The sequence below is a fragment of the Cardiobacterium valvarum genome (assembly GCF_900460955.1).
GTDB classification, from domain to species: Bacteria; Pseudomonadota; Gammaproteobacteria; order Cardiobacteriales; family Cardiobacteriaceae; genus Cardiobacterium; species Cardiobacterium valvarum.
This window is the reverse complement of the sequence record NZ_UFUW01000001.1, coordinates 2085633-2109686: the sequence shown is the minus strand read 5'-3', so window position 1 is coordinate 2109686 and position 24054 is coordinate 2085633. Positions and strand designations below refer to the sequence as shown.

Genomic DNA, 24054 nt, shown 5'->3' with positions numbered 1-24054 from the left:
TTCCTGTTACGGCTTGTTTATCAAGGATTTTTCCTCGAACCTTTGAACGAATACGGACGAAAAAAACGCCATGAAACATGGCGTTTTTGAGTAGATGGCGGAGAGACAGGGATTCGAACCCTGGGAGGGCGTGAACCCTCTTCGGCTTTCGAGACCGACGCATTCAACCACTCTGCCATCTCTCCGCGTATTGAGCGGCGGATTATACGCACTTTCTTTTGCCTGACAAGAAAGTGCCGCCCCGCTTCTTTTAGGGCTTTTTTTCAGACGTTTTTATAGAGCAGGGCGTAGTAGAAACCGTCGCCGTCAGTATCGGGCAGGTGCAGGCTGCCGTAGCCGGTGTTGCGGCAGGCAGGCAGGTCGAGGGGTCGCAGGCGGGCCTCAGGGTGGGCAGCGAGGAAGGCGCGGATGTTGCCCTGGTTTTCTGCCGGCAGGATGCTGCAGGTGGTGTAAAGCAGGCGGCCACCGGCTTTCAGGGCCGGCCAGAGGCGGTTGAGCAGGTAGCGTTGTTGGCAGGACAGGCGGTGCAGGTCAGCGGGGGTGCGCAGCCAGGCGATATCCGGGTGGCGGCGCAGGACGCCGCTGCCGCTGCATGGGGCATCGAGCAGGATGGCATCAAAGGAGGTGCCGTCCCACCAAGCGGCGGTGTCGGCGGCATCAGCGTGACTGAGGGTGGCGTGCTGGTGCAGGCGGTCGAGGTTTTCTTTGACACGGGCGAGGCGGGCGGCGTCGTGGTCAAGAGCCGTCACGTGCGCATTGGGTGCAAGTTCGAGCAGGTGGCAGGTTTTACCGCCCGGTGCAGCGCAGGCGTCAAGGATGCGTTCGCCGTCGCGCGGGACAAGAATGGTGGCGGCGTGTTGGGCAGAGGCATCCTGGACGCTGGTATCGCCGTCGCGAAAGCCGGGGATGTGCGCGACGTTGCTGCCCTGCTGCAGGGTGACGGCTTGCGGGTGCAGCGGGTTGGCGCGGGCTTCGGGGTGTTCGGTCAGCCAGGCAGCGCGGTCATGTCGCGGGTGCAGGCGCAGGGTGAGCGGCGGTGGCAGGGTGTTCACGGCAGCGATGGCGGTTTGTTCGGCTGGGTAATGCGGGCTCAGCCAGTGGGGCAGGTTGTGTGTTTGTGCAGCGGTAAGGGCGCGTTGCCAGTGCTCGCGTTCGCGCTGGACGCGGCGCAGGATGGCGTTGATGAGGCCTTTGGCACGGATTTGGCCGTTATGCGCGGCGAGGTTGACGGTTTCGTTGATAACGCCGTGGTCGCCGAGGTTCATGGTAAGCAGCTGGCAGAGGCCGAGGTTGAGGATGATGGCGAGCGGGTGGCCGGGGCGCGCTGGTGGTTTGGCCATCATTTGCGCGCAGAGGTAGCTGTAGGCACGGTATTGGCGCAGGGTGCCGTAGACCAGAGCCTGGTAGAGGGCCTGGTCGGCGGGAGCGGTGTGGCTTTTGTATTGGGCAATGAGGGTGTTGAGGGTGCGGTGCTGGTTGATGACGCCGTTGAGGGTGGCGTAGGCGGCTTGGCGTGCTTTCATGTGAGTGTCTTTCCGCTGAGGTTGCGGCCGTGGCGCAGGGCAGCGGCGCCAGTGACGGGTTTGCCGGGTTGTTGCAGGCGGGTAGCGCGCAGGGTGCCGTCAGTGCAGGCGATATCGAGGCCGTGTTCGTGGTGGGCGATGATGGTGCCGGGCGCGGCGGCAGGCGGGGTGGTACTGTGGATGTGAGCGTCGTAGAGGCGCAGGGGTTCGCCATCCAGGTTTGTGTAGGCGATGGGAACGGGGTTGTAGGCGCGGATTTTGCGCGCCAGGGTGGCGATGGGTTGTTGCCAGTTGAGGTGGGCTTCGGTTTTGCTCAGTTTGTGTGCGTAGGTAACGCCCTCTGTAGCTTGCGGCGTAGGAACGCGGGTTTGCGCAAGGATGTCGGGCAGGGTGCGCAAGAGGGTGTCAGCGCCAAGCTGCATGAGGCGGTCATGCAGGGTGGCGGCGGTGTCGTCCGGAGCGATGGTGAGGCGGCTTTCTTGCCAGACGGCACCAGTGTCAAGGCCTTCGTCCATTTGCATGATGCCGATGCCGGTTTCTCTGTCGCCCGCTTCGATAGCGCGCTGGATGGGCGCAGCCCCCCGCCAGCGCGGTAGCAGCGAGGCGTGGATGTTGATGCAGCCAAGGCGTGGGTAGGCGAGGAACCACGGCGGCAGCAGCAGGCCGTAGGCAGCGACGATGATAAGGTCAGGGTACGGTAGTTCGGGAAAGGGCGGCACGTCGGCGTGCAGTTTTTCCGGCTGGGCGACAGGGATGTGGTGCGCGGTAGCGGTTTGTTTGACGGCGCTGGCGGTGAGTTTGCGGCCGCGTCCGGCCGGGCGGTCAGGCTGGGTGAGGACGCCGTCAATGGTATATCCGGCGTCAATGAGGGCTTGTAGGCTATGCGCGGCGAAGGCGGGGGTGCCGGCGAACCAGAGGCGGGGACTGTTCATGTGTCTTGATTATTTATGAGCCTGGCTTTTGGCGAGTTTTTTTTCGATGCGTTCGCGCTTCAAGCGGGAAAGGTGGTCAATGAAGAGGACGCCGTTCAGGTGGTCGATTTCGTGCTGGATGCAGACGCCAAGCAGGCCTTCCGCTTCGGCTTCGCAACGTGCGCCGCCGAGGTCGTAGTAGGCATAGCGGATGGTTTTCGGACGTTTGACGTCGGCAAACTGGCCGGGCAGCGACAGGCAACCTTCTTGCCAGACGGCGGTTTCTGCGCTGTGGCTGATGATTTCGGGATTGATGAGGATGAGCCTTGTGTGCGGCACAGGGGTTTCCGGCGGGATGTCGTTACTTTCGTCTTCTTCGCGCTTTTCGGGGACGTCCATGACAATGATGCGGCGGTGGATGTTGACTTGTGTTGCCGCGAGGCCGATGCCGTGCGCTTCGTACATGGTGGCAAACATGTTGTCGGTGATGGTTTTCAGGCGGTTATCAAAGGCAGTGACAGGTTCGGCGGTCTGGCGCAGGCGCTGGTCGGGGTGAATGAGGATGTCAAGTAAAGACATTGTGCAGCTTCTCTTGATATTTTTTTACCGAAATATGAAATTTTGGTAGGAAAATGGTTACGAAAAGGCTATTATACGGGAACGGCCCCTCGCGGGTGTAATGGAAACCGATGTGTTCAGATAGGAGTATTTATTGTGTTGAAAACCCATATTACAGGATTGGGCCTTGCCCTCGCCGTCGTCATCGCCGGTTGCTCTTCCGCGCGCGATCCGTTCCAGAACCGGCAGGAGCGTCCGACGGAACTGTGCCTCAACGACGGCAGTTTTCCGAAGATCCTTGCCAATACGGATGAGGCTTTCCGTCAGGAATCGGAAGTGCCGATGCGTTATGTGGTCAAGAAAGGCGACACGCTGTGGGGTATTTCCAAGCGTTTCCTCGTCCTGCCGTGGTACTGGACCAATATTTGGTATGACAATCCACAGGTGAAAAACCCGCACATGATTTATCCGGGCGATGTGTTGAGCGTAGTCTCCATCAATGGCTCGAAACGCGTCACGATTGTTGAAGCGAACCAGGAATATCACGGAGTGGATACTGGCCGCAGAACGCGTGACGGCCTGCCGATTGTCCGCTACTCACCGCATATGCGCGTCGATAATTTCGGTTCACGTCCGGTTTCCATCGCTGCCGATGTGGTACAGGCTCACGCCTTGAAGACACGCATCCTGAGATCAAACGAAATCCAGAATCTGCCGTTCATCCTCGGCGATGCCGGCGATTACCTGACTCTCACCGAGCAGCAGGAAATTTATGCGAGAGGTATAAACAATCCCCAGCAGGATCAGGAATTCGGAGTCTTCCGTGTCGTGGGTGCCCCGATTCTCAAGGATGGCAAGAAAGGTCAAGTTGTTGGCTATGAAATGCGCCATATCGGTGATGTCGCCGTTACCGGTTACGACGTGGCAACCGACCTGACCAAGCTGCATATCCTTGAGGCTGTTGAGCCGATGCAGGAAGAAGATGTCATCCTGCCGATCAATGCCCACGAAGAACCTGCCAACTACTTCCCGAAAATGCCGACCGGACAATGCTCGCGCGGTTACATTGTCCGCAGCTCGAATATTTATCCGACCATCAAGGAATTCGATACGGTCATCACCAGCTTCGGTCGTGATAACGGCGCGCAAGTAGGCGATATCTGGAAGATTGTCCGCGAAGGTCCGGGTCGTGTGATGAAAGGCCAGCCGGTACAAGTGCCGGGTAAAGACATCGGCTATCTGATGATTATCCGTGTGTACGACGACGTCAGTATCGGCTTCGTGCTTGATTCCAGCCAAAGCATCTACGAAACCGACACGCTTGTTCATCCCTGATGACGGCGAACCTACGCGCTTGGTGTGCGCTCCTGCGCGCGCCGGGCGTCGGCAGCAAGACCTATCAAACGCTTCTGGAAGCTTTTGGCTCGCCGGAAGCGTTTTTTCATGCGCCGACAGCAGAAATCCGCCAACGCCTGCCGCAATACCGTGCAGAACAAATCAGCGCCTGGCAGGCAGCCGGACATGATGCAGCGGCGAGTGCCGATATGGACTGGCTGGCCGCTGGTAACGGCTCGCGTCATATCATTCCTTATGATGATCCTGCCTACCCACCACTTTTGCGCGAAATCCCCGACCCGCCGCCGCTACTTTTCGTGCAGGGCAACCCGGCATTGCTCACCACTGCACAAATTGCCATCGTCGGCAGTCGCAACGCCAGCGAACCCGCTTTGCGCACCTGCCACGCCTTCGCCGAAGCCTTTGCACAAGCGGGATTGACCGTCACCAGCGGCCTCGCTCTCGGTATCGACGGTGCTGCGCACGAAGGTGCACTTAGCGGCGGCAATACCATCGCCGTGGTTGGCACCGGCCTCGACCGTGTCTATCCCGCCCGCCATCGTAACCTTGCCCACCGTATCGCCGCGCATGGCGCTATCGTCTCCGAATATCCTATTGGCACCGGCGTGCGCGCCGGCAACTTTCCGCGCCGCAACCGTATCATCAGTGGCCTTTCGCTCGGTGTCCTCGTTGTCGAAGCCTCGGCGCAAAGCGGTTCGCTCATCACCGCCCGTCTTGCCGCCGAACAGGGGCGGGAAGTCTTCGCTATCCCCGGTTCCATCCACAACCCGCTGGTCAAAGGCTGCCACCGCCTCATCCGCGAAGGCGCCAAACTTATCGAAACCGCTCAAGATGTGCTGGAAGAACTCTATCCACTTGCTCGCGCCAACCTGGAACTGCAACAAAAACAATCGGAAAGCGCTCCAGAGGCTACCGTAGTAGCCGCCGACAGTCCCGAAGAACGCCTGCTGCAAGCGATGGGATACGACCCCTGCCGCGTGGATGACCTCGTGCCGCGCCTGGAATTGACGAGTGCGGAAATTTCGGCCATGCTGATAATACTTGAGCTGGACGGGCGCGTCGCTGCGCTGCCAGGCGGCATGTTCCAGCGCGTCACCTGAAACCGCAAAAGCGAAAGTATCCCATGAGCAAAAATCTTCTCATCGTCGAATCCCCGGCGAAAGCCAAAACCTTGCACAAATACCTCGGCAAGGACTACGCCGTCATGGCCTCTTACGGCCACGTGCGCGACCTTATCCCGAAAAACGGCGCAGTTGATACCGGCGACGATTTCGCCATGCACTACGAAATCATCGAGCGCAACGCCCGCCACGTTAACGAAATCACCAAAGCGGCCAAAAGCGCCGAAAACATCTACCTCGCGACTGACCCCGACCGCGAAGGCGAGGCCATCTCCTGGCATCTTAAAGAAATCCTGCACGAACGTGGCGCCCTGCGCGACAAAAACCTCTATCGCGTCGCCTTTCACGAGATCACCAAAAACGCTATCCAGCAGGCCGTTGCCAACCCGCGCCATCTTGAAATGGACCTCGTCAACGCCCAACAAGCGCGGCGGGCGCTGGATTACCTCGTCGGTTTCAACCTCTCACCGCTGCTGTGGCGCAAAGTCCGCCCCGGACTCTCCGCCGGTCGCGTCCAATCGCCCGCCCTGCGCATGATCGTCGAACGCGAGCGGGAAATTGAAGCCTTCAACAGCGAAGAATACTGGGATATCGCCGCCGCCCTCAGCCACGCAGGTCAGGCCTTCCCCGGCAAACTCACCGTTTACAACGGCGAAAAAACCAAAAAATTCAGTTTCACCAACGCTGCCGATACCGAAACCGCCATCGATGCCCTGAAAGCTGCCGCCCAAGGCAGCCTGCTTGTCGCCGACATCAACAAAAAAGACAGCAAGCGCAACCCCGCGCCGCCCTTTACTACCTCCACCATGCAGCAGGCGGCGGCGAGCAAACTCTATTTCGGTGCGCAAAAAACCATGCGCGTCGCGCAGCGTCTTTACGAAGAAGGCCACATCACCTACATGCGGACCGACTCCGTCAACCTTGCCCAAGAAGCCATCGCCGCCATTCGTGACTGGGTCGCCCAACAATACGGTGCGAATTACCTGCCGGACAAACCCCGTCACTACAAAACCAAATCCAAGAACGCGCAGGAAGCGCACGAAGCCATCCGCCCCACCGACTGCGGCCGGGACGGCGCCTCGCTTGGTCTCAGCGGTGACGAATACAAACTCTACGAACTCATCAGAAAACGCGCCGTCGCCTCGCAAATGGCCTCTGCCATCCTCGAAAACATCAGCGCCGACCTCTACGCCGGCAGCGAAAAACACCAATTTCGTGCCAGCGGCAGCACCGTTAAATTCCCCGGATACATGAGCGTGTACCAGGAAGAACGCGAAGATAACGAAGACGATGACAACCGCCTGCTGCCGCCGATGAAAAACGGCGACCGCATCCAGCTGCATGACATCACCGGCAGCCAGCACTTCACCCAACCACCGCCGCGCTACTCCGAAGCCGCTCTCATCAAAGAACTCGAAGCTAACGGTATCGGTCGCCCTTCTACCTACGCCAGCATCATCGGCACCCTGCAAGAGCGCGAATACGTCGAACAGGAAAACCGCCGTTTCATTCCGACCACTATCGGCAAAGTCGTCAACGACTTCCTCACCAAACACTTTGAGCGCTACGTGGACTACGACTTTACTGCCCGCCTCGAAGACGACCTCGATGCCGTCTCGCGCGGCGAACGCCAATGGAAACCGCTGCTTGGCGACTTTTGGGGCGCTTTCTCCGAACGTCTTGACGAGAAAAAAGACATCTCGCGCGAAGAAGTCATGCAGGCGCGCGAACTCGGCACCGACCCGAAAAGCGGCAAGCCTGTGACCGCCCGCTTCGGCCGCTTTGGACCCTTCGTGCAAATCGGCAGCAAAGACGACGAAGAAAAACCCCAGTTTGCGAGTATTCCGCCCGAGCGCAGCATGGACACCATCACCCTGGAAGAAGCGCTCGAACTCTTCAAACTGCCGCGCGTCATCGGCATGAGCGAAGAAGACGGCGAACTCGTCGCCAATATCGGCCGCTATGGCCCCTACATCCGCTACGGCAAACGCTACGTTTCCCTGCCCAAGGACGAAGATCCGCTCACCGTCACCCTCGAACGCGCCCTCGAACTCGTTGCCGCCAAAAAAGAAGCCGATAACCAAAAATACATAAAAGAGATAAAAAATGGCGACGAGATATTACAAATACTAAATGGTCGCTTTGGTCCATATGTAACAAATGGTAGTATTAACGCATCTATCCCAAAAACGATAGAACCCGCGACCCTCGAACTGGAAGCTGCGCTCGAACTGCTTGAAAAAGCCAAGGAGCGCAAAGCGAAGCGGGGGACAACCAACAAGGCGACGGCTGGCAAAACTGCGAAGAAAGACGGCAGTACGACAGGGAAAAACAGCCGCAGCAAAGCGACCGCGAAAAAGAAAGAGACCAAAACATGATAGAAGAACAGCACAGCCTGGATGACTTGCGTCACGGCTTCGGCTTCCTGATGCACGACACCACGCGCCTGATGAACCGTTACTACGACCGGCGGGTGCGCAACTACGGTATCACCCGAACCCAATGGACCCTGCTCACCTACCTCTCGCGCTACGAAGGTGTCAGCCAGACCAAATTGGCCGAATACATGGATCTTGCGCCGATGACGCTGACGCGGCAAATTGACAAACTTGAAAAAGACGGCCTGCTTGACCGCCGTCAGGATCCGCAAGACCGCCGCACCAACCTCATCTTCCTCACCGAAAAAAGTCAGCCGCTGATGAACCGCATGCACGAAATCGCGGTCGAGGCCAAAGAAGCGGCGCTCAAAAATTTCAACGAAGGCGAACGCGAACTCCTGCGCGACTACCTTAGCCGCATGCGGGAAAACATGGCTACCGCTTGAATCCCTAAAAACCCCGCCCTGGCGGGGTTTTTTATGGACTCTTCTTCCTTTGTACACGACAAAACCGGTATAAAAAAACCCTTCCTCTGCAAGCAGGGAAGGGTTTTGTTTTTGCTGACAGTCAATCGCGTCCTTTACGGACGCGGGCGGATGGGCGGGGCATCAATCTTGACGCGGCCACCGTTCGGATTAGCGGCAGAGGCGCCATCCGGAGCGGGTTGGGCGTGGGCATTGACGGGCTGGTCGGTAGCGGGAGCGGCATCTGCGGCAGGTTCGCGGTCTTCAGCAGCGGGCTGAATATCGGTCGGGGTCGGGTCGCTGTCTTCGCCGCTTGCAGGAGCAGAATTGTCGGTAGCGGCTGTCGTGCTGCCGTCTGCGTTTATTACAGGTTCGGCCTCGGCGGGTTTATCGTCGCTTTTTGCAGGTTGGTGCATGGTGATCCAGCTATCAAGTTCTTCGCTGGTAGCGGCGAGGACACGCGTTTCGTAGCCGTCCGGGAAGGTGAGTACAGGCAGTTCGGCGCGGTCGGCCTCTCCTGTCTCTTCTTTGATTTGTTTGAGTTTCTCGCCTTCGCGCGCGGCGCAGTCTTCTTTCGGCGCTTCTTCACTGTGCAGGCCGTAGAGCAGATGATCACGCAGCGCTTCCGGCGGATTATGGTGGCAGTTGATGGCCAGCGCGCGCTGGCGGGCGGCGTCGCTTGTGGTGTAGAGATAGCGGTAGAGGGTGACGTCGCTGATGCTGCCGAGCTGTTCTTCCAGCGTTTTGCACATGTCGCAGTCGGGCGCGGTGATAATCCACAGGCGGCGGCTGCCGTCGCCTTTTTTCTCTTTTTGCGCGAGTGCGACCGGCAGGGCGGCGAATTGGCCGTCACCTTTTTGTTTGCCGGCTTTCGGCGGCGGGTCGTCCGGGTTTTTCGCGGCGCTTCCTTTTTTATCGTCTTCGTTCGCGATGCCTTTAGCGGCGGCCAGTACTTCGCGACGCTCGCGGGTGATATTCAGCGCGTCCGGCACGGAGATGATGTCGGCCTGGAAGATGTAGTTGCCGTCTTTGCTGACGTAGAGGATTTCGTTGTTTTTGTCTTTGTAAGTGATTTCGTAGATGTCATCCGAGAAGGGGACGCGGTTGATGCTGTCTATGTATTCGACCATAGCAGCGGTGTTGCGCCCGTTTTTAAGGTTCTGGATGATGGTGTCGAGGGTTTCCTGCGGCAGCGGCTCGGATTGCTGTGCGGTGGCGAAAGGGGCGGTAAGCAGGGCGAGGGTGAGGAGAGTTTTGCGCATGGAGAGTCTTCGGTTGGGGAAAGGCAGACATTGTATAGCGGCGCTGTCGCCAGGGGATTGTGGTTTCGTACGGTGTGGGCGAAAGCCGTGTACCTGATTTGCGTGACAGACTGTAGCCCACTCTATATCCGGGGTGATTGTGTTATTCAGCGGCAGCTTGCCCGCACCATCCTTTCGTTATGTACCAGTCAAGACGCCCCGCCGCTGTTCGCACCAGATAGCGAAATTTACCGCTGCACGGTCATTTGGACGCGCATACCGGCCAATCGTTACAATCTGCATTGTCTCTTTAATTAAGGAATCCCCATGAAATCCCGCACCCTCTTCCCCCTGCTGTTCCTGCTCACCGCCTGCACCGCCATCCACAGCATCGGTACCCAGTTCAAGCCAATGGTGGAGCCGCAGGACGGTGACCGCGCCCGGGTGCGCGTCTCCGCCAATATGCTGGTGCGCGGCTCGCCCAACACTAGCTGTATGGACTGGAATAGCGAGCAGACCGGCACCATCCTTGGCGGTATCGTCGGTAGCAAGGGCTTCCGCGACCGCAATCTCGGCATCCCCGACCCGAACCACAGCAAGGTGCGCGATTACGCCGAGTTTTATGTGCGCGCGGGTGAGCCTTTCACGCTGATGCTGACCAACACGCCGGAAAGCCGCATGACCTGCAGCGTCGGTGCGACCTTTATCCCGGACAAGGATCATGATTATGAGTTCGTGCTGCTCACTGCGATGCGCGGCAGCCTTTCTTCACAATGTTCCGTGCAGGCGTATGACGTGACTGGCGGACAAAGTACACCTATCGCCATCAGCGAGGCGCGCAGTTGTCATTAAGCGGATAGGCACACGCCTTGTGGTGAGGGGAATTTTTCAGCGGCGACGCTTCGTGCGCGACAAAATTCCATGACCTCACCGCTTGACGGAACTAGTGTTTACGCTGCTTGGCGAGGCCAGTGTTTACACCGCTTGATGGGGTATCAGTACACGCTTCTTTGGTAAGCGACGATTTTTGCCGCGTACGAAGGGATAAGCGGGATGGCAGCGGGATTCGCGGAGAAGGGCAGGGCGGTTGCCGGCAAGCGGGAGGGTTGCGCGTTTTGTGGCATGATGCGCCGTCTGTTTTTCTATCCGCTTGGAGGTCGTCATGGTTTTTTTGTTGTTGAGTGTCTGTTGCAGTGTCGCGGTGTCGGTATTGCTCAAGGTGGCACGGCGGCGTAGCTGGGAGGTGGCGCTGCTGGTCGCGCTCAATTATCCGACGGCGGCGTTCACGTTATGGCTGGTGGCGCAGCCGCCGTTGCCGGATGCTGCTGTTTGGCGGAGTGGATGGTGGTTGTTCGCCGCGCTTGGCGTGTTGTTACCGTCGGTGTTTATCGTGATGGGACGCGCAGTGCAGGCGGCGGGGATTGTCCGTGCCGATGCGGCGCAGCGTCTTGCGCTGGTGATTCCGCTTGTCTCTGCATTTGTGCTTTTTCGTGAGCAGTTGTCGCCGTGGTCGCTCGTTGGGATCGGGTTGGTTTTTGCCGCGCTCTTCTGTCTGCTCTCTTATGGTGAGGCAAAGGAAAGTCTGCGCGCGTCATGGCTGCTGGTCGGCGTTTGGGCGGGCTATGGTGTGATTGATGTGTTGTTGAAGGCGTTATCGCAGCAGGCGAAGGTGACCTCGCTGTTGCTGGTGACGTTTGTGCTGGCCGGGGTGCTGATGGCGGGTTATGTGTGCTGGCGACGGGTGCGGGTGTCAGCAGCAGCCTGTGCCGCAGGCGTGTTGCTTGGTGTGCTCAATGTGGGCAATATTGTTTTTTATATCAAGGCGCATACGGCGATGAAGGAGAATCCCAGCGTGGTTTTCGCCGGGATGAATGTGGGGGTCATTGCGCTGGGGACGCTGGTTGGTGCCGGGTTCTTTGGCGAACGTTTGTTGTTTCGTCATGTGGCGGGGCTGGTATTGGCGTTGGCGGCTATTGGCTGTCTGACGTGGGCGCGTCTGTCAGCGGGGGCTGCATGAAATTCTTTTATAAATTTCGTGGGGAGGCCGTCAGATAACTGAGCAGGCGGCGCAGACGTGGCGAGTGATGACGCCGTTGCCAGGCGTGCAGCAGCGGTAGGGCGATGGCGCAGGCGAGGAGGATGGCACCTGCGAGGTCAATGGGGTAATGCAGGCCGAGGGCGACGCGGCTCGCCATAACCAGCATCGCCCACAGGGTGACGGCATGGCAGATGAGGCGTCGGCGGCGGTTGGCGTAGCCGATGATGCCGGCGAAGAGTAATGCCCAGCTCACTGCGAAGAGGCTGTGTCCCGATGGGAAACTGTATCCGGTCTCACTGGCGCGGTGTGCAGTGAGATAGGCGGGCGTCGTGCTGTCGGTGTAGTAGTGGGTGACGTAAGTACGACGCTCTGAGCGTGGTTGGGCGTAAAAGGCACGGATGCGGGACGGGTCGGCGTCGTGCATGGCGACGATGTAGGGACGCGGTTCGGCGATGAGCGGTTTGAGCAGGACTTTGGCGACTTGGGTACTGCCAATGACAAGGAGGGCAACGAGCAACAGGGCGCGCGCTTCGCCACGGCGGTGTGTCCACCACAGCAAGGCGTAAAGGCCAGCGCTGATAGGGAGGATACCGTATTTGCCAGCGGTCTGGGTGATGAGGTAGAGCGGGTAGTTGCCAGGGGTGGCCGCTTGCCAATGCCAGCCGGTGAGCCAAAAGGCAAGCGGGACGGCGAGGAGCAGGGCGATGGTGGCGAGGAGGCGTTTGGTCATGGCTGGTAGCGGGTGTGAGTGATGATGGGGTAGGCGAAGAGGATATTTTCTTCTTGGGTGCCACGGCCGATGTTGTGGATGATAAGCGGGGTGCCGTCTTCAACACGGCGGTCGGAAACGATGCCGATGTGCGGCCGGTCACCGGGCAGGCGCCAGGTGACGATGTCGCCCGCTTGGCAGCTGTCGCGATCTTCCAGCGGCAGACTTTCGCCGTGGCGGCGCAGGTAGGTTTCCAGGTTGGGGACGCGGCGGTGGTCAATGTTGCGGTCGGTGGTTTTTTGCCCCCACAGGCGTGGGTAGGCGCTGAAATGCCGCGCCATGTCTTCGTGCACGCGTTGTTGCAGGCCAATACCTTGCTGACGCAGGGCGCGGATAATAACGTCAGTGCAGACGCCGGTTTCAATGGGCACGTCGCCCAGCGGATAGGCTAAATTGCGGTAGCTGCCGTCATAACCGGTGGTAACGCCGATTTGCGCGCGGGCATCCTGCACCAGACGGCTGCTGTCAAGAGTCGCCGCCTGGATGGCAAGGGTGAGAGGTAAGGAAAGAAGCAATGTGCAATAGTTACGCATAATCATGGAGATAGCTTTTCTGGTAATGTTCTCAGGCGGGCATAATAGCGCTTTTTCCCAAGCTATCCTGCGGATTTTGCAAGGAAAGGCAGGGGAGACAGATTACATAATGCTTGATGATTTGTAATAAAATAGAAAGATAAGGTAGAAATGTAGAACTGCCTAAGTTAAGATTACTGCCACGTCTATCTATAACGCTAAGGAATTTAGCCGTATAGCGTGCGGTATGCCGCAAGGCATAAATCAAGGAGGTCGGCCCGGCATCATTAGGGGTGATGGGCTCGGTCGGAATTGAAACAGTCAAATCGCCTGAATCTCAGGGTAGAGATACCCGCCAAAGGGCAATCCCATACAGTTAAGTATTTACGAGGTAAATCATGGCTAAACAAATCGTTCTGACACTCGCCAAGGTCAAAGGCAGCAGCAGTAGTGCGGACATCGTCGATCAAGTCAACATCAACACCGCCAGCGGCAGCCCCGTACACATCCGGGCGGTGGATAACGTCTACTACCAGCTCACTGACCTCAGTACGCAATACGGGCCGGAAAACATCATGACGCAGCGCGTTGGCAATGATTTGTATATCGCGTTTGAAGGCGAGAGCATCGACAACCCCAGCCTGATTATTGACGGCTACTACGGCCTGAACCCGAACGGCAGCAAGAACCTGCTGGTCGGGCAACATGAAAACGGATCGTTCTATCCCTATATTCCGGAAAGTGCGCAGCAAGCTGATGCCGTGCACATGCTTGCCGATCACGTCGCCGCTGGACAGGCGCTCGGCGGCGATTCGCACTTTGCCGGTATCCTGCCGATTAGCAGCGGAGTCGGGAGCAGTGTCAGCCCGTGGGCCATTCTTGGCGGTTTGGCGGCCATTGGCGGCCTTGCGGCACTGGGTAGCCACAGCTGCGGCAATGGCAATAATGGCAATAATGGCAATAAAAATCCCGGCATTGAACCAGCACCGCAACCGCCCCGCCCCTATCCGCCGGGCCCGGATAACGGAGGCGGCCAGCCGCCGCAGCCTGGCACCGAGCCGGAAAAACCGCTGCTGGAAAAAGGCCAGGGGACCGAACAGGGTGGCGTGACCATCAAGCCGCAGGCCAACACCGACAAAGTCGTGATCAACTACACCGACGAAGACGGCAAGGCGCAGACCATCACCGTCAGCAAAGGCGCGAACGGCAAATGGAGCGCAACAGGCGTCCCGCCGGGCAAAGGCATCAGCGTTGACGAAAACACCGGAACCGTCAAACTGCCGCCGGATGCCGTGAAAGACCAGAGCGACGTCAATGCGACCGCAAGCAACACGGGCAGCGGCAAGACCGCCAGCGACAAAGTGACCAGCGACGTGGACGGCGGCGGCCAGCCGCCGCAGCCTGGCACCGAGCCGGAAAAACCGCTGCTGGAAAAAGGCCAGGGGACCGAACAGGGTGGCGTGACCATCAAGCCGCAGGCCAACACCGACAAAGTCGTGATCAACTACACCGACGAAGACGGCAAGGCGCAGATCATCACCGTCAGCAAAGGCGCGAACGGCAAATGGAGCGCAACAGGCGTCCCGCCGGGCAAAGGCATCAGCGTTGACGAAAACACCGGAACCGTCAAACTGCCGCCGGATGCCGTGAAAGACCAGAGCGACGTCAATGCGACCGCAAGCAACACGGGCAGCGGCAAGACCGCCAGCGACAAAGTGACCAGCGACGTGGACGGCGGCGGCCAGCCGCCGCAGCCTGGCACCGAGCCGGAAAAACCGCTGCTGGAAAAAGGCCAGGGGACCGAACAGGGTGGCGTGACCATCAAGCCGCAGGCCAACACCGACAAAGTCGTGATCAACTACACCGACGAAGACGGCAAGGCGCAGACCATCACCGTCAGCAAAGGCGCGAACGGCAAATGGAGCGCGACGGGCGTCCCGCCGGGCAAAGGCATCAGCGTTGACGAAAACACCGGAACCGTCAAACTGCCGCCGGATGCCGTGAAAGACCAGAGCGACGTCAATGCGACCGCAAGCAACACGGGCAGCGGCAAGACCGCCAGCGACAAAGTGACCAGCGACGTGGACGGCGGCGGCCAGCCGCCGCAGCCTGGCACCGAGCCGGAAAAACCGCTGCTGGAAAAAGGCCAGGGGACCGAACAGGGTGGCGTGACCATCAAGCCGCAGGCCAACACCGACAAAGTCGTGATCAACTACACCGACGAAGACGGCAAGGCGCAGACCATCACCGTCAGCAAAGGCGCGAACGGCAAATGGAGCGCGACAGGCGTCCCGCCGGGCAAAGGCATCAGCGTTGACGAAAACACCGGAACCGTCAAACTGCCGCCGGATGCCGTGAAAGACCAGAGCGACGTCAATGCGACCGCAAGCAACACGGGCAGCGGCAAGACCGCCAGCGACAAAGTGACCAGCGACGTGGACGGCGGCGGCCAGCCGCCGCAGCCTGGCACCGAGCCGGAAAAACCGCTGCTGGAAAAAGGCCAGGGGACCGAACAGGGTGGCGTGACCATCAAGCCGCAGGCCAACACCGACAAAGTCGTGATCAACTACACCGACGAAGACGGCAAGGCGCAGATCATCACCGTCAGCAAAGGCGCGAACGGCAAATGGAGCGCAACAGGCGTCCCGCCGGGCAAAGGCATCAGCGTTGACGAAAACACCGGAACCGTCAAACTGCCGCCGGATGCCGTGAAAGACCAGAGCGACGTCAATGCGACCGCAAGCAACACGGGCAGCGGCAAGACCGCCAGCGACAAAGTGACCAGCGACGTGGACGGCGGCGGCCAGCCGCCGCAGCCTGGCACCGAGCCGGAAAAACCGCTGCTGGAAAAAGGCCAGGGGACCGAACAGGGTGGCGTGACCATCAAGCCGCAGGCCAACACCGACAAAGTCGTGATCAACTACACCGACGAAGACGGCAAGGCGCAGACCATCACCGTCAGCAAAGGCGCGAACGGCAAATGGAGCGCGACAGGCGTCCCGCCGGGCAAAGGCATCAGCGTTGACGAAAACACCGGAACCGTCAAACTGCCGCCGGATGCCGTGAAAGACCAGAGCGACGTCAATGCGACCGCAAGCAACACGGGCAGCGGCAAGACCGCCAGCGACAAAGTGACCAGCGACGTGGACGGCGGCGGCCAGCCGCCGCAGCCTGGCACCGAGCCGGAAAAACCGCTGCTGGAAAAAGGCCAGGGGACCGAACAGGGTGGCGTGACCATCAAGCCGCAGGCCAACACCGACAAAGTCGTGATCAACTACACCGACGAAGACGGCAAGGCGCAGACCATCACCGTCAGCAAAGGCGCGAACGGCAAATGGAGCGCGACGGGCGTCCCGCCGGGCAAAGGCATCAGCGTTGACGAAAACACCGGAACCGTCAAACTGCCGCCGGATGCCGTGAAAGACCAGAGCGACGTCAATGCGACCGCAAGCAACACGGGCAGCGGCAAGACCGCCAGCGACAAAGTGACCAGCGACGTGGACGGCGGCGGCCAGCCGCCGCAGCCTGGCACCGAGCCGGAAAAACCGCTGCTGGAAAAAGGCCAGGGGACCGAACAGGGTGGCGTGACCATCAAGCCGCAGGCCAACACCGACAAAGTCGTGATCAACTACACCGACGAAGACGGCAAGGCGCAGACCATCACCGTCAGCAAAGGCGCGAACGGCAAATGGAGCGCGACGGGCGTCCCGCCGGGCAAAGGCATCAGCGTTGACGAAAACACCGGAACCGTCAAACTGCCGCCGGATGCCGTGAAAGACCAGAGCGACGTCAATGCGACCGCAAGCAACACGGGCAGCGGCAAGACCGCCAGCGACAAAGTGACCAGCGACGTGGACGGCGGCGGCCAGCCGCCGCAGCCTGGCACCGAGCCGGAAAAACCGCTGCTGGAAAAAGGCCAGGGGACCGAACAGGGTGGCGTGACCATCAAGCCGCAGGCCAACACCGACAAAGTCGTGATCAACTACACCGACGAAGACGGCAAGGCGCAGACCATCACCGTCAGCAAAGGCGCGAACGGCAAATGGAGCGCGACAGGCGTCCCGCCGGGCAAAGGCATCAGCGTTGACGAAAACACCGGAACCGTCAAACTGCCGCCGGATGCCGTGAAAGACCAGAGCGACGTCAATGCGACCGCAAGCAACACGGGCAGCGGCAAGACCGCCAGCGACAAAGTGACCAGCGACGTGGACGGCGGCGGCCAGCCGCCGCAGCCTGGCACCGAGCCGGAAAAACCGCTGCTGGAAAAAGGCCAGGGGACCGAACAGGGTGGCGTGACCATCAAGCCGCAGGCCAACACCGACAAAGTCGTGATCAACTACACCGACGAAGACGGCAAGGCGCAGACCATCACCGTCAGCAAAGGCGCGAACGGCAAATGGAGCGCGACGGGCGTCCCGCCGGGCAAAGGCATCAGCGTTGACGAAAACACCGGAACCGTCAAACTGCCGCCGGATGCCGTGAAAGACCAGAGCGACGTCAATGCGACCGCAAGCAACACGGGCAGCGGCAAGACCGCCAGCGACAAAGTGACCAGCGACGTGGACGGCGGCGGCCAGCCGCCGCAGCCTGGCACCGAGCCGGAAAAACCGCTGCTGGAAAAAGGCCAGGGGACCGAACAGGGTGGCGTGACCATCAAGCCGCAGGCCAACACCGACAAAGTCGTGATCAACTACACCGACGAAGACGGCAAGGCGCAGACCATCACCGTCAGCAAAGGCGCGAACGGCAAATGGAGCGCGACGGGCGTCCCGCCGGGCAAAGGCATCAGCGTTGACGAAAACACCGGAACCGTCAAACTGCCGCCGGATGCCGTGAAAGACCAGAGCGACGTCAATGCGACCGCAAGCAACACGGGCAGCGGCAAGACCGCCAGCGACAAAGTGACCAGCGACGTGGACGGCGGCGGCCAGCCGCCGCAGCCTGGCACCGAGCCGGAAAAACCGCTGCTGGAAAAAGGCCAGGGGACCGAACAGGGTGGCGTGACCATCAAGCCGCAGGCCAACACCGACAAAGTCGTGATCAACTACACCGACGAAGACGGCAAGGCGCAGACCATCACCGTCAGCAAAGGCGCGAACGGCAAATGGAGCGCGACAGGCGTCCCGCCGGGCAAAGGCATCAGCGTTGACGAAAACACCGGAACCGTCAAACTGCCGCCGGATGCCGTGAAAGACCAGAGCGACGTCAATGCGACCGCAAGCAACACGGGCAGCGGCAAGACCGCCAGCGACAAAGTGACCAGCGACGTGGACGGCGGCGGCCAGCCGCCGCAGCCTGGCACCGAGCCGGAAAAACCGCTGCTGGAAAAAGGCCAGGGGACCGAACAGGGTGGCGTGACCATCAAGCCGCAGGCCAACACCGACAAAGTCGTGATCAACTACACCGACGAAGACGGCAAGGCGCAGACCATCACCGTCAGCAAAGGCGCGAACGGCAAATGGAGCGCGACAGGCGTCCCGCCGGGCAAAGGCATCAGCGTTGACGAAAACACCGGAACCGTCAAACTGCCGCCGGATGCCGTGAAAGACCAGAGCGACGTCAATGCGACCGCAAGCAACACGGGCAGCGGCAAGACCGCCAGCGACAAAGTGACCAGCGACGTGGACGGCGGCGGCCAGCCGCCGCAGCCTGGCACCGAGCCGGAAAAACCGCTGCTGGAAAAAGGCCAGGGGACCGAACAGGGTGGCGTGACCATCAAGCCGCAGGCCAACACCGACAAAGTCGTGATCAACTACACCGACGAAGACGGCAAAGCGCAGACCATCACCGTCAGCAAAGGCGCGAACGGCAAATGGAGCGTGACGGGCGTCCCGCCGGGCAAAGGCATCAGCGTTGACGAAAACACCGGAACCGTCAAACTGCCGCCGGATGCCGTGAAAGACCAGAGCGACGTCAATGCGACCGCAAGCAACACGGGCAGCGGCAAGACCGCCAGCGACAAAGTGACCAGCGACGTGGACGGCGGCGGCCAGCCGCCGCAGCCTGGCACCGAGCCGGAAAAACCGCTGCTGGAAAAAGGCCAGGGGACCGAACAGGGTGGCGTGACCATCAAGCCGCAGGCCAACACCGACAAAGTCGTGATCAACTACACCGACGAAGACGGCAAGGCGCAGACCATCACCGTCAGCAAAGGCGCGAACGGCAAATGGAGCGCAACAGGCGTCCCGCCGGGCAAAGGCATCAGCGTTGACGAAAACACCGGAACCGTCAAACTGCCGCCGGATGCCGTGAAAGACCAGAGCGACGTCAATGCGACCGCAAGCAACACGGGCAGCGGCAAGACCGCCAGCGACAAAGTGACCAGCGACGTGGACGGCGGCGGCCAGCCGCCGCAGCCTGGCACCGAGCCGGAAAAACCGCTGCTGGAAAAAGGCCAGGGGACCGAACAGGGTGGCGTGACCATCAAGCCGCAGGCCAACACCGACAAAGTCGTGATCAACTACACCGACGAAGACGGCAAGGCGCAGACCATCACCGTCAGCAAAGGCGCGAACGGCAAATGGAGCGCGACGGGCGTCCCGCCGGGCAAAGGCATCAGCGTTGACGAAAACACCGGAACCGTCAAACTGCCGCCGGATGCCGTGAAAGACCAGAGCGACGTCAATGCGACCGCAAGCAACACGGGCAGCGGCAAGACCGCCAGCGACAAAGTGACCAGCGACGTGGACGGCGGCGGCCAGCCGCCGCAGCCTGGCACCGAGCCGGAAAAACCGCTGCTGGAAAAAGGCCAGGGGACCGAACAGGGTGGCGTGACCATCAAGCCGCAGGCCAACACCGACAAAGTCGTGATCAACTACACCGACGAAGACGGCAAGGCGCAGACCATCACCGTCAGCAAAGGCGCGAACGGCAAATGGAGCGCGACAGGCGTCCCGCCGGGCAAAGGCATCAGCGTTGACGAAAACACCGGAACCGTCAAACTGCCGCCGGATGCCGTGAAAGACCAGAGCGACGTCAATGCGACCGCAAGCAACACGGGCAGCGGCAAGACCGCCAGCGACAAAGTGACCAGCGACGTGGACGGCGGCGGCCAGCCGCCGCAGCCTGGCACCGAGCCGGAAAAACCGCTGCTGGAAAAAGGCCAGGGGACCGAACAGGGTGGCGTGACCATCAAGCCGCAGGCCAACACCGACAAAGTCGTGATCAACTACACCGACGAAGACGGCAAGGCGCAGATCATCACCGTCAGCAAAGGCGCGAACGGCAAATGGAGCGCGACGGGCGTCCCGCCGGGCAAAGGCATCAGCGTTGACGAAAACACCGGAACCGTCAAACTGCCGCCGGATGCCGTGAAAGACCAGAGCGACGTCAATGCGACCGCAAGCAACACGGGCAGCGGCAAGACCGCCAGCGACAAAGTGACCAGCGACGTGGACGGCGGCGGCCAGCCGCCGCAGCCTGGCACCGAGCCGGAAAAACCGCTGCTGGAAAAAGGCCAGGGGACCGAACAGGGTGGCGTGACCATCAAGCCGCAGGCCAACACCGACAAAGTCGTGATCAACTACACCGACGAAGACGGCAAGGCGCAGACCATCACCGTCAGCAAAGGCGCGAACGGCAAATGGAGCGCGACAGGCGTCCCGCCGGGCAAAGGCATCAGCGTTGACGAAAACACCGGAACCGTCAAACTGCCGCCGGATGCCGTGAAAGACCAGAGCGACGTCAATGCGACCGCAAGCAACACGGGCAGCGGCAAGACCGCCAGCGACAAAGTGACCAGCGACGTGGACGGCGGCGGCCAGCCGCCGCAGCCTGGCACCGAGCCGGAAAAACCGCTGCTGGAAAAAGGCCAGGGGACCGAACAGGGTGGCGTGACCATCAAGCCGCAGGCCAACACCGACAAAGTCGTGATCAACTACACCGACGAAGACGGCAAGGCGCAGACCATCACCGTCAGCAAAGGCGCGAACGGCAAATGGAGCGCGACAGGCGTCCCGCCGGGCAAAGGCATCAGCGTTGACGAAAACACCGGAACCGTCAAACTGCCGCCGGATGCCGTGAAAGACCAGAGCGACGTCAATGCGACCGCAAGCAACACGGGCAGCGGCAAGACCGCCAGCGACAAAGTGACCAGCGACGTGGACGGCGGCGGCCAGCCGCCGCAGCCTGGCACCGAGCCGGAAAAACCGCTGCTGGAAAAAGGCCAGGGGACCGAACAGGGTGGCGTGACCATCAAGCCGCAGGCCAACACCGACAAAGTCGTGATCAACTACACCGACGAAGACGGCAAGGCGCAGACCATCACCGTCAGCAAAGGCGCGAACGGCAAATGGAGCGCGACAGGCGTCCCGCCGGGCAAAGGCATCAGCGTTGACGAAAACACCGGAACCGTCAAACTGCCGCCGGATGCCGTGAAAGACCAGAGCGACGTCAATGCGACCGCAAGCAACACGGGCAGCGGCAAGACCGCCAGCGACAAAGTGACCAGCGACGTGGACGGCGGCGGCCAGCCGCCGCAGCCTGGCACCGAGCCGGAAAAACCGCTGCTGGAAAAAGGCCAGGGGACCGAACAGGGTGGCGTGACCATCAAGCCGCAGGCCAACACCGACAAAGTCGTGATCAACTACACCGACGAAGACGGCAAGGCGCAGACCATCACCGTCAGCAAAGGCGCGAACGGCAAATGGAGCGCGACAGGCGTCCCGCCGGGCAAAGGCATCAGCGTTGACGAAAACACCGGAACCGTCAAACTGCCGCCGGATGCCGTGAAAGACCAGAGCGACGTCAATGCGACCGCAAGCAACACGGGCAGCGGCAAGACCGCCAGCGACAAAGTGACCAGCGACGTGGATGGCGGCGGCCAGCAGCCTGGACCGGATAACCCATTGCTGGAAAAAGGCCAGGGGGCCGAACAGGGTGGCGTGACCATCAAGCCGCAGGCCAACACCGACAAAGTCGTGATCAACTACACCGACGAAGACGGCAAGGCGCATACCATCACCGTCAGCAAAGGCGCAAACGGCAAATGGAGCGTGACGGGCGTCCCGCCGAACAAAGGCATCAGCGTTGACGAAAACACCGGAACCGTCAAACTGCCGCCGAATGCCGTGAAAGACGGCAGCGAAGTGAAGGCGGCCGCGAGCAACACGGGCAGCACTCACACGGCACACAGCAACATCATCACTGATAACGATGCGGATGCTTTTGATGTCAGTATCAGCGGCTCTACCGAAGTGAAAGAAGGCGAGACGGCTAACTACACTGTTAAATTGTCTGGTAAGGCAACCAAGGATGTAACCGTTACTGTTACCCTGACCCACAAAGGTACGGACGATTCCGACTTTGCCCAACCGCCTGTAAGTAAGAGCGTTACTATTAAGGCAGGGGAAACCGAGGCGAAATTCTCTCTTGATATTGCCAAAGACGGTAAATTCGAGGGGACGGAGAAGTACGATCTGACGCTCAGTAACCCTCAAGGAGCGAAGTTAGGGCAATCCACGGTTGAGACCAAGATTACAGACACTGACCCGCCGCCTGCCCCGGACGTAAAAGCCGGCAGCGAGCAGGGTAGTGTAGTTGTAACACCTGCTCCTGGTGTGGATAAACTGACTGTTGACTATAAAGGTGAAGATGGCCGGAACCACAAGGTTGTAGTGAGTAAAGACGCCACAACCGGTGAGTGGAAAGGTACGGATATACCGGATGGTGTTGATGTTGATGCCAAAACCGGCAAAGTAACTATCGCTGCACGTGCTGTAGCAGATAAGAGTGAAGTCAAGGCTGTTGCCAGTGCCGGTAACCTGAACAGTGATACAGGTGTCGGAACTGCCGGTGAAGATGCTGTTAACAATCTGAACGGTAAATCAAGTAGCAACGCTATTACAGCAGATAAAGTCGGCATGACTGGTGAATACTACGGCTACAACGATGACAGCATTGACCGGTTGGTGCAAAACAATCCAAAAATTGCTGCCAATGTACGTTGGCATGCCGATGACAAAAAATCCGGTGTCAAAATGCCAGGTCACCCCGCAAATAACCTGTATGATCTTGATTTCACCGAGAAGATGATCAACGGGCGTAATGGTAGCCAGTTTACTGGCGGCGAGAAGGTTCAGTCTGCTGCTAAAGGAACTCCGGATGCACGCTTTACTGTCACCGACATTAACTATGGCGGTGCAAAAGCAGTCCAAAGCGGTCTTGCCAATAACGAGAGGGCAGCGCCTGGTGAAAAAATCTCTGCGAAAAGTGCATTGCGCAACTTCCTTGATGTCAACGGCGCGAATGATGCTGACTCGGCCAGAGCGGAAGCAGGCGCACCACACAAAGGCACTTCCGGCCTTGGTTACACCACCGACGCCGCCGTGCGCATTGCGGGTAAAGCCTATTTCAGTGAAGGTACCTACGACTTCAAGTTCGCGCTTGATAACGGGGCAACGGTCCGCATTGATGGCAAAGATATCTACAAAGACTATTCCATCAGCGAAGGCAATACGCTTGGCAAACACCCGAATGGTATCCACTTGTCGGAAGGTGTCCATACGGTGGAAATCGTCTATCTGGAAGAAGGAGCGGTTTCTACCCTGCACATGCAGTACAAAGCACATGGTGCGCCGGATAGCAGCTATAAGACCATGGGATTGAACAACACCCTGATGCTCAAACCGGAAGCCGAGCTGGATCTGAACCAGTTGCAGGATGTACACAACACCGGCACGGCAGACAATCCGGCATGGCACGTCCGCACCGGCGCAACGCTGGATGGTGGTGAAGGTAAAGACAACATCACCGGATCGGATGGTCGCGACTTCATTTACGGTCACGATGGAAACGACGCCCTGACCGGTGGCAAGGGGCGTGATACCTTTATCTACAATACGAAGGCGGGTAATGGCCATGATGTCATCAAGGACTTCAAGATTGGTGAAGACAAAATCACGCTCACCGACTTGCTGGATACCAAGAGCATCAACCCCAAAACCCCGGGCTGGAAAGGTATCTCGGAAATCCAGAACGCACAGTGGGACGACAGCGCACACAAACTGAGCTTCGACACTACTGACGGCGCCGGAAAAACCTACCACAACAGCATCACCTTTGAGGGTATGACCCACAGCTATAACAGCGTGGATGACTTCCTCAGGGAAAATGGCAACGGCATCATCTGATGTGTGCCAGTGGTACAGCAACCAAAGCCACCCGTAAGGGTGGCTTTTTTATGG

The 24054-nt window shown here is 59.7% G+C and carries 14 protein-coding genes and 1 tRNA gene; 7 read left to right on the top strand and 8 right to left on the bottom strand.

The window, feature by feature from the left end; translation table 11 throughout:
- Nucleotides 1–95: 95 nt before the first annotated feature.
- The 4 genes from DY250_RS10335 to def form a co-directional block, all read right to left on the bottom strand.
- Nucleotides 96–185: transfer RNA gene (locus DY250_RS10335), tRNA-Ser, on the bottom strand.
- A 78-nt stretch (nucleotides 186–263) separates the two neighbouring features.
- Entirely contained in the window at nucleotides 264–1523 is a 1260-nt protein-coding gene (gene rsmB / locus DY250_RS10330; RefSeq protein WP_115612219.1) for a 16S rRNA (cytosine(967)-C(5))-methyltransferase RsmB, read from the bottom strand.
- Nucleotides 1520–2455: a methionyl-tRNA formyltransferase gene (gene fmt, locus DY250_RS10325; protein ID WP_115612218.1), complete on the bottom strand. Its 936-nt coding sequence runs from the start codon at nucleotides 2453–2455 to the stop codon at nucleotides 1520–1522. Before fmt ends, rsmB begins: the two co-directional genes overlap by 4 nt.
- Nucleotides 2456–2464: 9 nt before the next feature.
- Nucleotides 2465–3013, bottom strand: a complete 549-nt coding sequence (gene def, locus DY250_RS10320; RefSeq protein WP_115612217.1) for a peptide deformylase — start codon at nucleotides 3011–3013, stop codon at nucleotides 2465–2467.
- Nucleotides 3014–3148: 135 nt separating this feature from the next.
- Between def and DY250_RS10315 the strand changes: the two genes are divergently transcribed.
- From DY250_RS10315 to DY250_RS10300, 4 genes are read left to right on the top strand one after another with little or no spacing between them, the layout of a single operon-like run.
- Nucleotides 3149–4327: a LysM peptidoglycan-binding domain-containing protein gene (locus tag DY250_RS10315; protein WP_245951106.1), complete on the top strand. Its 1179-nt coding sequence runs from the start codon at nucleotides 3149–3151 to the stop codon at nucleotides 4325–4327.
- Nucleotides 4327–5448 carry a DNA-processing protein DprA gene (dprA, locus tag DY250_RS10310; protein WP_115612216.1) on the top strand — a complete coding sequence of 374 codons (1122 nt, stop codon included), beginning with the start codon at nucleotides 4327–4329 and terminating at the stop codon, nucleotides 5446–5448. The genes DY250_RS10315 and dprA overlap by 1 nt, the downstream gene beginning before the upstream one ends.
- Nucleotides 5449–5471: 23 nt before the next feature.
- Entirely contained in the window at nucleotides 5472–7847 is a 2376-nt protein-coding gene (gene topA, locus DY250_RS10305; protein WP_115612215.1) for a type I DNA topoisomerase, read from the top strand.
- Entirely contained in the window at nucleotides 7844–8293 is a 450-nt protein-coding gene (locus DY250_RS10300; RefSeq protein ID WP_006986742.1) for a MarR family winged helix-turn-helix transcriptional regulator, read from the top strand. The genes topA and DY250_RS10300 overlap by 4 nt, the downstream gene beginning before the upstream one ends.
- 134 nt (nucleotides 8294–8427) lie before the next feature.
- Here the strand turns inward: DY250_RS10300 and DY250_RS10295 are convergent, their stop codons facing one another.
- Nucleotides 8428–9573: a thioredoxin domain-containing protein gene (locus DY250_RS10295; protein ID WP_115612214.1), complete on the bottom strand. Its 1146-nt coding sequence runs from the start codon at nucleotides 9571–9573 to the stop codon at nucleotides 8428–8430.
- 306 nt (nucleotides 9574–9879) lie between these two features.
- On the opposite strand from DY250_RS10295, the gene DY250_RS10290 reads away from it, so the two are divergent.
- The gene (locus DY250_RS10290) at nucleotides 9880–10404 is read left to right on the top strand and encodes a hypothetical protein (RefSeq protein WP_115612213.1); all 525 of its coding nucleotides are present in this window, start codon (nucleotides 9880–9882) and stop codon (nucleotides 10402–10404) included.
- Between the two features lie 143 nt (nucleotides 10405–10547).
- On the opposite strand, the gene DY250_RS14780 is transcribed toward DY250_RS10290, so the two are convergent.
- Nucleotides 10548–10676 carry a hypothetical protein gene (locus DY250_RS14780; RefSeq protein ID WP_281270376.1) on the bottom strand — a complete coding sequence of 43 codons (129 nt, stop codon included), beginning with the start codon at nucleotides 10674–10676 and terminating at the stop codon, nucleotides 10548–10550.
- Nucleotides 10677–10714: 38 nt separating this feature from the next.
- Between DY250_RS14780 and DY250_RS10285 the strand changes: the two genes are divergently transcribed.
- The gene (locus tag DY250_RS10285; protein WP_115612212.1) at nucleotides 10715–11569 is read left to right on the top strand and encodes a DMT family transporter; all 855 of its coding nucleotides are present in this window, start codon (nucleotides 10715–10717) and stop codon (nucleotides 11567–11569) included.
- Between the two features lie 7 nt (nucleotides 11570–11576).
- On the opposite strand, the gene DY250_RS10280 is transcribed toward DY250_RS10285, so the two are convergent.
- Complete coding sequence (locus DY250_RS10280) at nucleotides 11577–12320, bottom strand: phosphatase PAP2 family protein (RefSeq protein ID WP_115612211.1); 744 nt, start codon at nucleotides 12318–12320, stop codon at nucleotides 11577–11579.
- Nucleotides 12317–12892, bottom strand: a complete 576-nt coding sequence (locus DY250_RS10275) for a DUF1287 domain-containing protein (protein WP_425455475.1) — start codon at nucleotides 12890–12892, stop codon at nucleotides 12317–12319. Before DY250_RS10275 ends, DY250_RS10280 begins: the two co-directional genes overlap by 4 nt.
- A gap of 377 nt (nucleotides 12893–13269) precedes the next feature.
- Here DY250_RS10275 and DY250_RS10270 point away from each other — a divergent pair, with 377 nt between their 5' ends.
- Nucleotides 13270–24000 carry an immunoglobulin-like domain-containing protein gene (locus tag DY250_RS10270; protein WP_115612209.1) on the top strand — a complete coding sequence of 3577 codons (10731 nt, stop codon included), beginning with the start codon at nucleotides 13270–13272 and terminating at the stop codon, nucleotides 23998–24000.
- Nucleotides 24001–24054 lie beyond the last annotated feature (54 nt).